Below are 13,246 nucleotides of genomic sequence, written 5' to 3' on the forward strand. Positions count from 1 at the left end.
ATGTTCAGCCGTTCAGCCAGGCGGAGGCGGAAATTTGTGGCCGGAAATAGGCAATCATCCGCCCCTCCGGCGGGGCTGTTTCGCCTTTGGCCCAGGGGGCGACGCCGTGCAAAAGGTGGCGGTGCAGCAAGGTGGCCTGCCCCGGTTCGGCCAGCACCTGCACCGGGTCGATGGCATCGAAAACCACGCGCCGTGCAGCCCCGTAGGCATCCGTCAGGTCGACTGTTCCGGGGTCGCGGTCGCCAATCGCCCGGCGCAGGGTGTCGCCCATGATCCGGTGACTGCCCGGCCAGACCACCAGCGGTGCGGCATCGGCATGGTTCAAAGGCAGGCCGAGGATAAACCCATGCGGTTCTCGCAGGAAACGGCGGCGGGCGGGGCCTTCGGGCAGCAGCCCATCAACATGCGCGGCATGGCGGTTGATGCGGAATTGGTGGTTCGCATCGCTCTCTGACGGGTCCTTCCCCGGATAGCCGGGATAGACGATGGACAGCTGCGCGCGGTGCCAGTGGTCAGGCGGCGCAATATCCCCACGCCAGGGCCCATCAAGCGGCACCCCGGCGATGCTGCCATCCGGCGCATTCGGCAAGGCATCCACGCCCACGAACCAGGTGTCGCCGTGACGCAGGTTGTCGGCACGGACCGCCGGGTCGTTTGCAAGGTCCAGCGCCAAGCGGTGCGCGGCCTGCGCCCAACGCAGGGTGGCAGGGTCCGGGGCGAATACCCGGAACCCGCTCACCAGCCCAGCGCCTTGCGGATCATGTTCAGCGCCACCAGGATCAGGAACACCGAAAACACCCGTTTCAACGGTTTGGGGTCCATCGCATGGGCCAGCTTGACCCCCAGCGGCGCGGTGATCAGCGTCATGGCGATCACGATGCCAAAGGCGACGAGGTTGACCGTGCCGATGGTCAACGGCGGTGCGCCTGTCGTCATCGGGACAAACAGGAAGCCGATGACCGAGGGCACCGCGATCAGCACGCCGAACCCTGCCGCCGTGGCCACCGCGCGGTGGATCGGGGTGGCATAAAGGCTCATCAGCGGCACGCCGAAACTGCCCCCCCCAATACCCATGAGTACCGACAGGAAGCCGACAGATGGCGAGAGCAGCGCGCGGGTGATCCCGCGCGGCATCGCGGCCCCCAACCGCCATTCCGACCGGCCCAGCCCCATATAGAGGCCCACAACCAGCGCCAGGCCGCCAAAGATCGCCTGCAAGGTGCCGGAGCGCAATTGGGAGACCAAAAGCATCCCGCAGATCGCCCCGATCACGATACCCGGTGCCCAGCCGCGCAGGATATCCCAATCGACGGCACCCTTCCGGTTATGGCTCAGCACTGACCGGACGGAGGTGACGATGATGGTTGCCAGCGAGGTCGCCAGACACATCTGCATCAGCTGCGGCCCCTCATAGCCAAGGGTCTGAAAGGCATAGAAAAATGCGGGGACAAGAACGATCCCGCCACCGACGCCCAAAAGCCCTGCAAGCACGCCTGCAAAAGCGCCGATAAAGGCCAGGAGCACGCCCATCTGGATCAGCAGTATCGTGTCTGGCATGGGGTCTCTCCTTCTTGACGCCCCCTGCTACACCGCCTGCGCCTGCTGCGCCAGCGCCTCTATCTCTTCCAGCGCCTGAACCACCAGTTCGGGGCCTGCGCTCGGCTTGCTGACCCCTTCGGACAGGCTGCGCCGCCAGCCGCGCGCACCGGGGCGGCCCGCGAAAAGGCCCAGCATGTGCCGGGTGATCTGGTTCAGCCGCCCGCCCTTGACCAGATGCGCCTCGATATAGGGCAGCATGTCATGGACAGCCTGTTCCGGCGTGCTGTCCGGGCCTGCGCCAAAGATCCGCCGGTCCGCCGCGCAAAGAAGGTCGGCGGGGCTGTGATAGGCGGCGCGCCCGACCATGACGCCGTCCAGGCCCCCGCCCAGAAACGCCTCCGCCTGATCCAAAGAAGTGATGCCACCGTTGACCGAGATGTGCAGGTTCGGAAAATATTCCTTCATCAGGTGCACAAGCGGGTAGTCCAGCGGCGGGATGTCGCGGTTCTCCTTGGGGCTGAGCCCCTGCAGCCAGGCCTTGCGGGCATGAATGCTGACGCGGGTGCACCCGGCAGCCACAATCCGGGCAAGGAAATCCGGCAGGACATCCCGTGGTTCCTGATCGTCAACGCCGATGCGGCATTTGACCGTCACCTCCACGTCCACCGCCGCCTGCATTTCGGCCACGCAATCTGCCACACGGGCCGGGTCCTTCATCAGCACCGCGCCAAAGGTGCCCGATTGCACCCGGTCAGAGGGGCAACCGCAATTGAGGTTGATCTCATCATATCCCGCATCCGCCCCCAGCCGCGCCGCCTGTGCCAGTTCGCGCGCGTCGGAGCCGCCAAGTTGCAGGGCAACGGGGTGTTCACTGACGTCATGTTCCAACAGATGCACCGCCCCGCCCCGCACCAGCGCAGGTGCGGTCACCATCTCGGTATACAGCAGCGCCCGCCCGCTCAGCAGCCGGTGCAGGTAACGGCAATGGCGGTCGGTCCAATCCATCATGGGGGCGGTGGACAATCGCGCTGCCGCACTGGCTGCGTTGTTGGGCATTCTTCACTCTCCTGTGGTCCGCGACCCGGTTCTGCGTGCTTGTTGCACACATACTGCACAGGAATTGGGGCAGTCCAGCCCCCCGCAAGGCAAGACTGGGAAACGGCGGCTATTGGGGGGATATGCAATCTTGGTGACCCACTCTATCGCACAGCCTCGGTGCCGGGCGCGGACCTATGTTGCGCGCGGTTATCAATGCCGCGAACTTTGATAACCTGTCACGCCAGCGTCCGGCCTTTGACCTGAGGCAGACCCCATCGCCAACGTCCCGAGAGCACGTCGCGCGGCAAGGTATTGGCGGTTCAAGTTTGAGGCCGGACGCCTTAGCTCTTGTCGTCAGCTTCTTCGGCGTCTTTCTTAAGTGCAGTATCCAGATTGACGCCAATACTGTCTCCCAGCTTTTTCAGCGCGGGCAATGAAATGGCCATGTCCATGATTGCGTCGACCGTCTGATTGATGGGTGAGGCCGCCCCCCTATCACCGGATCTCTCAAGTCCGGTGATGTGGTTGATCGAAATCCCGTTGATCTTTTCTGCCGGCTTCACCATTTCAGCAAGAATTTGTGGCAAGGCATTCAGCCGCGCCAATTCCAACGCCATCTTGACCTGCGCCTCGGAACGGGCATTTTCTGCGCTGATCTGCGCAAGGTTCGCTTCCGTTTCGGCCAGTTTCATGGCCTTGAGAGCTTCAGCCTCTTCGCGTTTGGCTGCGGTCTTGTCGGCAGCAGTGGCCTTATCGCTTGCTGCGGCGATCTTGGCGCGCGCGGCTGTGGCTTCGGCCTGTTCTTGTGCTGCGATCAGGGCGAGCGCCTTGCGCCTTTCAGCTTCTGCCATCTGGCGGGCGGTATGCACGGCTTCCGCGGCCGTCACAGCGGCAATGCGTGCCGTATCCGCTTCGGCATGCGCACGGCTTCCTTCCTGGGACTTTGCGGAAAAGGAAATTGCGCGATCCTGTTCCGCGACTTCGATGGCCAGCGCTTGCGCTATTTCCGCGACGCGCAGTGTCTGTTCCTTGGCAATATCTGCCGAAGCGATGTCTTGCTCCATCTGAATGCGCGCCTGCGCAGCAGAGCGTTCGCTGTCAGCCTTGCGTGCGGCGATTTCAGAAAGCTGTGCTGCAATCAGTGTTTCTACTTCCTGCGTTTGCGCGATTTCGGCACGGCGCTGTTCAAGATTGATTTCCAGTTTGCGGCGCGCGGATTCCATCGCAGCGCGCGCGACACTGACCTGGCTGTCTCCTTCAATTTCGGCCCGTTCTTTTTTGGATTGCGCAATCACCTCAGCAAGTTTCCGCATCCCCACAGCGTTAAAGGCGTTGTTTTCATCCAGCGCGGCAAATGGGGTCTGGTCAAGCGCCGTAAGCGACACTGAATCAAGCTGCAAACCATAATTGGCGAGCGTATCCGTCAGGGCCTCGCGCACCTGTTTGACAAAGCTGGCACGGGTCTCGTGCAATTCATCCATGGTCATCTGCGCGGCAACCGAACGCAGCGCATCAATCATCATTCCGTCGATCAGATTTTTCAGCTGATCGGGTTGGAACACCCGCTGCCCCAAGGTCTGCGCCGCCCGCGTGATCGCGTCCTCGCTGGGGGTCACGCTGGCGAAAAACTCAGCGCCGACATCGACGCGCAGGCGGTCCTTGGTGATAAGGGATAATTCTCCCGACCGGGTCACGTCCATGCGCAGGGTTTGCATGTTGACGCGGTTGATCTCGTGGAAATAGGGGATCGCCAGGATACCCCCGTCGATAATCACACGGCGGCCGCTCAGACCGGTGCGCACAAGGGCGACCTCGTTCGTGGCGCGTTGGTAGAACGACGCGGCAAGCGCGATGACGATTGCCGCGACAACCAGTATGATGATGATCCAAGCCAGTGCTGACATGTTGTCGCCCTCCTTATGATGACAGCCCGTGCATGTCGCACAGGATGTTCGGTGACATGCCGCCGTCGGCGGGAATATTGGTGCCGCGGATCCAAGATGTCATGTCTGACAACAGGAAGGCGACGATAGGTGCAAGATCTTGCGGCGAGCCGGGACGATCCATGACGCGGGCGTCCTCTTCGGCGCGTGCGCCAAGCGTTTCAAGAAAATCACCCAGGATGGGGGTATCGACCGGCCCGGGACTGACAGCGTTCATCCGGATGCCACGGTCCCTCCAGGTCCAACGGTTTTGCATGGTCCAGGCAATCAGCGCCTCTTTGGAAAAGAAATAGCTGCGCCCGCCTGCGTTGGTGATCTGCTGATCTGCGGCAAAGCGCGCGGCATCATCCACATGCACGCCTTCACTGGCCCGGATGGCAGGAATAGAGTCCGGCCAGCCGAATCCCGCAAGCGATGCAAGGTTCACGATGCTGGCACCATCATTCAATTTCGGCAGCAGACCAAGCGTCAGATGCTTGAGCCCGAAGAGATTGACGGCGAGCACCTTTTCCGCAGGTGCAGTGGGCGGCAGGCCTGCAATATTGGCAATCCCGTCGATACCCTTGGGCAGCACGTCAACCAAGGCGTCAATCGTGGCGCCATCAGACAAATCCGCGCGGTAGAACTCTTCGACATGATCAAACCGTTTGGTCACATCAATGCCCAGCACCTTCGCCCCCATCGCGGTGCAGACACGCGCGGTTTCCAGCCCGATCCCCGATGCGGACCCGGTCACGACGATTGTCTTTCCCTTCAGCAGGGGTGCGCGTTCCCAACTCATCTCAAAACACCGGCGGGTAGGGGCGATCGCCACGATCGAGCGTGATCCAGCGCGTTTCGGTAAATGTTTCCATCGACCATTTCCCCCCATGCTTTCCGACGCCCGATGCTTTGCTGCCACCGAAAGGTACATGCGGTTCGTCGTTCACGGACGAACAGTTGACATGGCACATGCCCGTTTCCAGCTTGCGTGACATCTCAAGCGCGCGATTTTCATCACGTGTAATGATCCCGGAACTCAGCCCGTATTCGGTGTCATTGTTCAGCGCAATGGCCTCGGCATCCGTACGAAACGGAGCCACAACCGCAACGGGGCCGAATGTTTCGTCCTGCCACACGGCCATGTCAGGGGTGACATTGGTCAGGATCGTCGGTTCCACATAGCGGTCCCAGACCCGTCCACCCAGCACGGCCTTAGCACCCTTGGACAGCGCATCCTCGATTTGAAACTTCACCCGTTCGACCTGCCGATCATTGATCAACGGGCCGATCACATTGGACTCGTCCGCAGTATCACCGGTTTTCAGCGTGGCCGCGCGGGCCACGAACTGGCGCAGGAATTCGGGATAGATGCTTTCGTGGACCAGCACCTTTTCCACCGACATGCAGATTTGCCCCTGATGCATGAAGCTGCCGAAACTCGCGGCGGCTGTCGCGCGGTCCATGTCGGCGTCTTCCAGCACGATCAGGCTGTCCTTGCCGCCCAGCTCGACGCAAGCCTTTTTCAGATGCGCCCCGGCCTTGGCCATGATCTGACGCCCGATGGGGGTGGACCCGGTAAAGGAAATCCCCTTGACGACAGGGCTCTCAACCATCTCGTCGCCCATTTCTGACACGCGGTCGCGCGAGCAGGTGATGACGTTGAACACACCTTTGGGGATGCCAGCCTCTTCCATGATTTCGGCGAAATACAGCCCCCCCGCATAGGGGGTATCCTCGGATGGTTTCAACACAATCGTGTTGCCCGCAGCCAGTGCAAAGGCAAAGCCGCGCGATGACAGAATGCCGGGCATGTTCCACGGGCTGATCACGCTGACCACGCCCATCGGGACACGTTCCACCATCGACACCTTACCGTGTTGCGACGGCAGCATTTCCCCGATGGCGTTGTAGCACATGGCAGCTGCGGCGCGGAAAACTTCCGGGACGTAACCTGCCTCGAACATCCCCTTGCCGAACCAACCGCCTCCTTCGGACCGGACTGCGTCGACAAAATCCATCTTGCGCCGTTCCCAGACATCCGCAGCCTTCAGCAAGATACGGGCGCGGTCCTGAAAATGCAGCGCAGCCCATGCCGGAAAGGCAGCCTTGGCCGCATCAATCGCCGTGCGTGTTTCCATGCGCCCCCCGTCGGGGATCTGCGCCCAGACGGCACCGGTCGAGGGGTTGATGTCGTCAAACAAGCGGCTAGATGTCACCCAGTCCCCGCCGATGAACATGCCTTTGATATGGTTGTGTGAATCGAGCATTCTATTTCCTTTCAAAGCCGGTGCCATCGGGCTGGCGGCGATAGACTTCCACGCGGGGTGCCCGGTAGACTTCAATCACAGGAGGCGGTTTTGGCTCTGGTGATCTGTCTTGGGTCGGGGCGGTTGCGGATGGTTTGGGTATTGCGGGCGCTTTGGTGCGTTTGCGGGCTTCGATCGCGCCACGTTCAATTCTGGAGAGCGTCGCAGACAAGCGGTCTTGCGGGATTTCGGCGCTTGGCCCGTGACCGGTGGCAGGCCGCGTTTGCGCCACCGCATCACCGCTTTGACGGCTGGCTGCGGCAACTAGGTCGGCCACGGACCGGCCAAGGATCGCATCCGCCGACTGGGTTTGCTGGCTACGTGGTCGGATCTCAACGGCCGGAACCAAGGGTTCATAAATATCCGCAGCCTGCGCCGGTGTGGCGGTTGCCCCGGCGCTGCCAACACCCAGATAGGCCGCCTGAACTGCCGGATCGCGCATCAGGTTGGCGGCGCTGTCCTCATGCACCACATGGGCGTTTTCAATCAGATAGCCCCGGTCCGCAATGGCCAGCGACTGTTTGGCATTCTGTTCCACCATCAGCACGCCAATCCCCAGATCGCGGACGCGGGTAAGGTTTTGAAACAGCTCCTTTGACAACAACGGCGACAACCCCAGCGAAGGTTCGTCCAACGTCAGGATCGCCGGGTTCGACATCATCGCGCGGCCAATGGCGACCATCTGTTGCTCGCCGCCGGACATGGTGCCGACGATCTGTTTTGCACGCTCGCGCAGCTTGGGAAACAGACCATAGACTCGCTCCAGCGTCATCTTTTCGTCGTCCCGCGCCCGTGATGAATAGGCCCCGAGCGTCAGGTTTTCGCGCACGGTCAGGTCCGGAAAAACGCCACGGCCCTCGGGCACAAGTGCCAGTCCTGCATCGACGATCCTGTTTGCAGGCAGTCCCGCCAGATCGGCCCCGTCAAGCAGGATGCTGCCCGCAACCACCCCTTCGCAGATCCCGCTCGCTGCCTTTAGCAAGGTCGACTTGCCCGCCCCGTTGGCACCAAGGATGACCACGATTTCGCCCTTGGCGACGTTGACGGATGCCTTTTCGAGCGCGCGGTGCTGGCCGTAGTGGACGGTGACGTCATGGAGTTCAAGCATCGTCATCTCCCAGATAGGCACGAATGACTTCCTTGTCGGACAAGACTTGCGTCGGCGTGCCTTCTGCAATCTTTGTGCCTGCGGCCATGACCACGCAGCGGTCGCAAAGCGACCGGATTGCATCCATCACATGTTCCACCAGAATGATCGTGCGCCCCTCGTCGCGCAGCGATTTGATCAGTGTGATCCCGATTTGCAATTCCGTCGGGTTCAACCCGGCCAGCCATTCATCCAGCAGCAGAACCTTGGGGTCGCTCGCCAGGGTGCGTGCCAGTTCAACCCGCTTGGTATCAATATAGGTCAATTGGCGCAGGGGCATATCCCCTTTGCCACCAAGGCCCACCTTATCCAGCAGATGTTCGGCATGATCATGCGCGTCATGCCCCCAACGACGGCGGTGACCAAAGACTGCACCGGCAATGACATTCTCGCGCACGTTCATCGACGGCAGCAGGCGCACAAGCTGGAATGTGCGGCTGACCCCTTTGCGGTTGATTGTCTGCGCGGGCAGGCCAGAAATCGGACTGCCCCACAGTGACACGGTGCCGGAGGTCAGCGGCAAAGCACCCGATACAAGGTTCAAAGTTGTCGATTTGCCAGAACCATTTGGCCCTAGCAATCCAACCACCTCGCGCTCGGCTACGTCAAAGTCCATCGCATTGACCGCCACCAGACCGCCAAAGCGTTTCGTGACACCGCGCAGGGACAGAACGGGATTTACCATGTTACGCCCCTTCCCTTGCGTTGAGCCGGTGCAGAATCTTGCCCAGCAAGCCGACAAAGCCGCCGGGCAGCAGATAGACGATCACCAGAAATGCGATGCCGATGACCAGCGTGGTCTGGTTGGGGAAATTGGACGACACGGCCTCTAACAGAAAGGTGAAGGGTATCACGCCGACCAGCGGCCCCCACAGGCGCGATGCGCCGCCCAGCAAGGCCATGATCACCACCTGAAACGACAGGATCGGCGCAAAGGCCAGCGACGGTTCGATATAGACATAGCGCGGCGCAAGGATGGCCCCGGTCATCGCCGCGACCGCACCGGGCAGCATGAACAGCAGCACCTTCGCGCGGGCGGTGTTGATCCCGGAATGGGCCGCGACGGTTTCATCATCGCCAATGACCCGCAGGGCAAAGCCAAGGCGCGACCGCCCGATCAGCCAGCCCGTCAGAAACACCGCCGCAGCCAACCCAAGGAGCCACCAATAGATGCCTGCTTCGTCCAGATCGGTCAGGACATAAAGCCCCTTTTGCCCGGTGTTGTTCTGCACCCAGGTGATGGATTGCCGCACCAGTTCGGCCAGTCCCAGTGTGAAGATCACGAAATAGACGCCCGACAATCGCAGCGTCGCCAGACCCACAAGCGCGGCCAGCACCGCGCCGATCAGACCGGCAATGGCGACCAGCGACCAGAACGGCAGCGCATCAATGCCCAGCCCCGTCACATAGGTCCCCACACCAAAGAAAGCGGCGGTGGCAAGGCTGATGTAATGGGTCGGCCCAGAAAACAGCGCCCAGGATGTGGCAAGGGTTGTGAACATTGCGATCGTGACGCCAAGTCCCAGCCAATAACCATTGTCGCCCAAAGGCAGCAGCGCACAGATCGCGAGGGCCGCCGCCGCAAGGATCAGGTTGCGGATATCGGTTTTGGTCAGGCTCATGTCGGCTTTTTTCCAAACAGGCCCTGTGGGCGAAACAACAATATCCCAAGAAACATCACATAGGCGGCGGCAAGGGTCAGGCCCGGATCAAGCAGTGTTGCGACCAGCGTTTCCAGGATGCCCAGCAGCAGGGCCGCGACGATCGTGCCGCGCACGTCACCGACGCCGCCCATGATGACGATGATCAACGCCTTGAGCGTAAAGACAACGCCGGTCGATGCATCAAGCGTCAAATAGGTTGAAATCAGCGCGCCACCAACGGCTGTCACGGCCCCGCCAAGCGCAAAGGTAAAAGCCGACAATGCCTTGACGTCGATCCCCACAAGACGCGCCGACGCAGGCGTCGTCCCGATCGCGCGGATCGACAGGCCCGCGCGCGAACGGTTCAGCCAGAGATAGAGTGCGCCACATATCAATACGGCCATGACAAAAGACAGCACACGGTTTGCGCCATAGGTATTGCCAAGCACCTCTACCGGCACCGCCATAAAGCTGTATGAAAAGTAATCACCGCCGAAAAAGCTCAGCATCAGGCCCACGCCGATGAACGACAACCCAAATGTGGCGAGGATGCTGTCACTTTCCAACTGGCCACGGGACTTGGCGCGGTTGACCAAAGGTTGCAGCATCACGCGGTAGATCAGCGAATTCAACGCAAATGCCAATGGTGCGACCAGAAAGATCGTCAGGATCGGGCTAAGCTGCGTCGCAGTATAGGCAATAAAGGCAAAATAGCCGCCTGCCACAAGAATTTCACCATTGGCGAGATTCATGATCCGCGCCACGCCGTATTGCAGGTTCAACCCCATCGCGATCAACGCATAGGTGCCGCCCAGCAAGATGCCTGTGACCAGAATGTCCAAGGTGGTGTTTCCTTTGTCTGTCGTTTTGGGGCGGCGTTCCCTCCCGCCGCCCCGTTTGGGACTACTCCCAGCCGTCTTTCAGGATGACAGGCACGGTGCCGTCGCGGCCACGGGATGCCACGCCCTTGAACACGCCACCCTGCCACTGACCCACTGTCCAGAAAGCAGCATTGGAGTTGTTCTCGTCAAAGCTGATCGGGCCAAGGATTGTCTCGAAGGTGCTTTCCTTGAGGTGCGCAGAGACCGCAGCACGGTCCAGACCGACGGCCTCGATGGCCTGGCCAAGGATCTCCAGCGACGCATAGGTCGTGGCAGACGCCCAATAATCCGGCTTGGCACCTGTCACCGCTTCATGCGCTGCGGCATATTCCATGAACGCAGGGCTCGCCGGGTTGACGCCACCAGCCCCAAGAATGCCTTCTGCTGCGGCACCAAATCGCGTGCCATAACTGGGGAAAGGCGTGGCAACGGCGGTGTAGAACGCCTTCACATCAAGGTTTTCGATCATCGCCTGTTCGGTCAGACCGAAAGTGTCCGGCGGATAGGACCACGCCACGAATGCGTCAGGCGCGGCGGCCGCGGCCCCTTTGATCACAGGCGACAAATCCTGCGTGCCAAGCGGATAGGAGGTTTCATAGACGATATCGAAACCCGCTTCTTCGAACAGCGGTTTGGCGGCGGTTGCCAGTTCGATCCCGAAGGCGTCAGCCACGTTCACCATGGCGACCTTGTTGCCCATCTGGCCCGCGTCGCGCATCCCGCTCAGGACCTTGACCACATCTGCGGCCAGTGCCGTGGTCGTGCCCAGCGTGAAGAACATGTTGGAGAACTTTGCAGCCAGGTCAGCCTGCTGGTCGGTGATGGCCGACACCGCAATCTGCGGGTATCCATAGCGGTCGAACAGGGGTGCGGCGGCAAGGTTCAGACCCGTGCCATAGGGCGCGATGATGAAATTCGCGTCATCCTGGGTTGCCAGACGCTGCACAGCCTTGATGGTTTCGCCGGGGTTTGTCTGATCGTCATATTCGATCAGTTCGATCATCATCTTTTCGCCATCAACGGTCAGGCCGCCAGCGGCGTTGACCTGGTTGACCCAAAGCTGGATCGACGGCCATTGTGTGACTGTCGCACCACCGGCAAGCGGTCCGGTCTTGGGTGCCACGGCACCGATGCGGATGGTTTCGGCGCTGGCGGCGGTGGCGGCCAGGGCGGTGGCGATTGTCAAAGCACTGACAAGTTTCAAAAATGGTCTGCGGTTCATTGCGTATCCTCCATTTGCAATTGGTCGTCTTACGTTCAAAGTTTCGGTCTTTGGTCCTGCGAATGCGTGGCGATCCAGCGTGTTTCAGTAAATTCAGCGATGGCCTGTGCGCCGCCAAAGCGTCCGTATCCGCTGTGCTTCATGCCGCCGAATGGCATCTCCGGATCGTCATGCACGGTCGGGCCGTTGATCTGCACGACGCCGTATTCCAGCCGGTCTGCGATGTCGTGGGCGCGGTCAATGTCACGGGAAAAGACCGCGGCGTTCAGCCCAAAGTCGGAATCATTCGCGATCGACACCGCTTCTTCGGCGTCATGCACACGCATGATGCTTGCCAATGGCCCGAAGGTTTCTTCGCGGTAAAGCCGCATGTTGGCGGCGATCCCGTCAAGCAGGGCGGGTTGCATCACGCAGCCGTCGATCTGGCCACCGACCAAAAGCCGCGCGCCCTTGGACACGGCATCCTCGATCAGCCCGTTGACGCGTTGTGCGGCCTCGGCAGATATCATGCGGCCCAGTTCGGTGACTTCATGCATGGGGTCAGCGGCCACGATTTGCCGGGTGCGCGCCTCCAGCTTGGACACGAATGCATCGGCCACGGATCGCACCACGATGATCCAATCGGTGGACATGCAAATCTGACCCTGATTGAAGAAAGCCCCAAAACAGGCCGCTTCGGCAGCGGCATCCAGATCAGCGTCGTCCAGAACGATCAGCGGGGCCTTGCCGGACAGTTCCAGAAGGGCGGGTTTCAGGTGGCGCGCGGCTTCGATTGCGACTTCGCGACCGACGCGGGTGGAGCCGGTGAAATTGACGCGGCGAATGCAAGGATGCCCAATCAGCTGCACCATCGTGTCATGCGCATCCTCGGGCGCGCTCAGCACGCAGGTCAGCGCGCCTTCGGGAAGGTCGGATTCATTCAGAACATCCACCAGATGCTGGTGCGTTCTCGGGCAGTGCTCTGACCCTTTCATGACGACCGTGTTGCCGCACATCAAGGCGTTGGCAATCGCCCGCACTCCCAATGCAATCGGCGCGTTCCAGGGGACCAACCCCAGCACGACGCCAGCGGCCTGCCTGCGGATGATGGAATGTTTGCCCGATTTTGGGTCCGTCACGATCTGATCATCCAGCGCGGGGGCAAGGCCCGCCACATGCGACAGCATCGCCATCGCAAGGTCGATATTGAAAGCGGTCCATGATTGTGCGGCCCCGGTTTCCTCTGCGGCAATCGCGTAGAATTCGCTGCGATGACCATCAAGAAGAGTGATCATCTCGCGCAGGACCGCTGCCCTTTCAGCGACCGGCGTGCGCGACCAAATCGGGAAAGCAGCCGCGGCGGCATTCACAGCCGGTTCCACGGGAGTCGCGGAAACATCCACCTCCCTCATCCGGCCAAAACTGGACGCCACTTGCTGCAACATGATCCCCCCGGTTCTGCCGAACGCACCTCCATACGTTCGGACAGACGGCCTATCTGTGGCCGCTGCTGCAAAGTTAGATCAAACAGCCAATCAAGGAATATTGATATCTGGTCATTTATTG

General features: G+C 61.0%; 12 protein-coding genes. All 12 read right to left on the reverse strand.

All coding sequences use genetic code 11. The features are described 5' to 3' along the window. Nucleotides 1–4: 4 nt before the first annotated feature. Nucleotides 5–739 (reverse strand): hypothetical protein, encoded by a 735-nt coding sequence (locus A8B82_RS12425; protein ID WP_235604684.1) that lies wholly within the window; start codon nucleotides 737–739, stop codon nucleotides 5–7. Continuing rightward, nucleotides 736–1,557, reverse strand: a complete 822-nt coding sequence (locus tag A8B82_RS12430; protein ID WP_067292798.1) for a sulfite exporter TauE/SafE family protein — start codon at nucleotides 1,555–1,557, stop codon at nucleotides 736–738. Before A8B82_RS12430 ends, A8B82_RS12425 begins: the two co-directional genes overlap by 4 nt. Before the next feature lie 27 nt (nucleotides 1,558–1,584). Next, nucleotides 1,585–2,595 (reverse strand): tRNA dihydrouridine(20/20a) synthase DusA, encoded by a 1,011-nt coding sequence (gene dusA, locus A8B82_RS12435; protein ID WP_067292800.1) that lies wholly within the window; start codon nucleotides 2,593–2,595, stop codon nucleotides 1,585–1,587. A 323-nt stretch (nucleotides 2,596–2,918) separates the two neighbouring features. Beyond that, nucleotides 2,919–4,481: a flotillin family protein gene (locus A8B82_RS12440; protein ID WP_067292802.1), complete on the reverse strand. Its 1,563-nt coding sequence runs from the start codon at nucleotides 4,479–4,481 to the stop codon at nucleotides 2,919–2,921. 13 nt (nucleotides 4,482–4,494) lie between these two features. After that, nucleotides 4,495–5,301: a coniferyl-alcohol dehydrogenase gene (locus tag A8B82_RS12445; protein WP_067292804.1), complete on the reverse strand. Its 807-nt coding sequence runs from the start codon at nucleotides 5,299–5,301 to the stop codon at nucleotides 4,495–4,497. A gap of 1 nt (nucleotide 5,302) precedes the next feature. Then, nucleotides 5,303–6,769, reverse strand: a complete 1,467-nt coding sequence (locus A8B82_RS12450; RefSeq protein ID WP_162841710.1) for an aldehyde dehydrogenase family protein — start codon at nucleotides 6,767–6,769, stop codon at nucleotides 5,303–5,305. A gap of 1 nt (nucleotide 6,770) precedes the next feature. Continuing rightward, on the reverse strand, nucleotides 6,771–7,916 hold the full coding sequence (locus tag A8B82_RS12455; RefSeq protein ID WP_067292913.1) for an ABC transporter ATP-binding protein: 1,146 nt from the start codon (nucleotides 7,914–7,916) through the stop codon (nucleotides 6,771–6,773). Continuing rightward, on the reverse strand, nucleotides 7,909–8,640 hold the full coding sequence (locus A8B82_RS12460) for an ABC transporter ATP-binding protein (protein WP_067292807.1): 732 nt from the start codon (nucleotides 8,638–8,640) through the stop codon (nucleotides 7,909–7,911). Before A8B82_RS12460 ends, A8B82_RS12455 begins: the two co-directional genes overlap by 8 nt. 1 nt (nucleotide 8,641) lies before the next feature. Then, nucleotides 8,642–9,577, reverse strand: coding sequence for a branched-chain amino acid ABC transporter permease (locus A8B82_RS12465; protein ID WP_067292810.1), 936 nt, complete (start codon nucleotides 9,575–9,577; stop codon nucleotides 8,642–8,644). Then, entirely contained in the window at nucleotides 9,574–10,440 is an 867-nt protein-coding gene (locus A8B82_RS12470; RefSeq protein ID WP_082899280.1) for a branched-chain amino acid ABC transporter permease, read from the reverse strand. Before A8B82_RS12470 ends, A8B82_RS12465 begins: the two co-directional genes overlap by 4 nt. 61 nt (nucleotides 10,441–10,501) lie before the next feature. Further along, nucleotides 10,502–11,701: an amino acid ABC transporter substrate-binding protein gene (locus A8B82_RS12475; RefSeq protein ID WP_067292813.1), complete on the reverse strand. Its 1,200-nt coding sequence runs from the start codon at nucleotides 11,699–11,701 to the stop codon at nucleotides 10,502–10,504. A gap of 35 nt (nucleotides 11,702–11,736) precedes the next feature. Continuing rightward, the gene (locus tag A8B82_RS12480) at nucleotides 11,737–13,125 is read right to left on the reverse strand and encodes an aldehyde dehydrogenase family protein (protein WP_082899281.1); all 1,389 of its coding nucleotides are present in this window, start codon (nucleotides 13,123–13,125) and stop codon (nucleotides 11,737–11,739) included. Between the last annotated feature and the right edge of the window lie 121 nt (nucleotides 13,126–13,246).

Origin of the sequence: Sulfitobacter sp. EhC04 (assembly GCF_001650875.1) — a bacterium.
GTDB lineage: Bacteria > Pseudomonadota > Alphaproteobacteria > Rhodobacterales > Rhodobacteraceae > Sulfitobacter.

Bases quoted from the DNA above. Each gene is read 5' to 3' on its own strand.
- A8B82_RS12430 (WP_067292798.1), bottom strand. From the start codon at position 1,557: ATGCCAGACACGATACTGCTGATCCAGATGGGCGTGCTCCTGGCCTTT.
- dusA (WP_067292800.1), bottom strand. From the start codon at position 2,595: ATGCCCAACAACGCAGCCAGTGCGGCAGCGCGATTGTCCACCGCCCCC.
- A8B82_RS12440 (WP_067292802.1), bottom strand. From the start codon at position 4,481: ATGTCAGCACTGGCTTGGATCATCATCATACTGGTTGTCGCGGCAATC.
- A8B82_RS12445 (WP_067292804.1), bottom strand. From the start codon at position 5,301: ATGAGTTGGGAACGCGCACCCCTGCTGAAGGGAAAGACAATCGTCGTG.
- A8B82_RS12450 (WP_162841710.1), bottom strand. From the start codon at position 6,769: ATGCTCGATTCACACAACCATATCAAAGGCATGTTCATCGGCGGGGAC.
- A8B82_RS12455 (WP_067292913.1), bottom strand. From the start codon at position 7,916: ATGCTTGAACTCCATGACGTCACCGTCCACTACGGCCAGCACCGCGCG.
- A8B82_RS12460 (WP_067292807.1), bottom strand. From the start codon at position 8,640: ATGGTAAATCCCGTTCTGTCCCTGCGCGGTGTCACGAAACGCTTTGGC.
- A8B82_RS12465 (WP_067292810.1), bottom strand. From the start codon at position 9,577: ATGAGCCTGACCAAAACCGATATCCGCAACCTGATCCTTGCGGCGGCG.
- A8B82_RS12475 (WP_067292813.1), bottom strand. From the start codon at position 11,701: ATGAACCGCAGACCATTTTTGAAACTTGTCAGTGCTTTGACAATCGCC.
- A8B82_RS12480 (WP_082899281.1), bottom strand. From the start codon at position 13,125: ATGTTGCAGCAAGTGGCGTCCAGTTTTGGCCGGATGAGGGAGGTGGAT.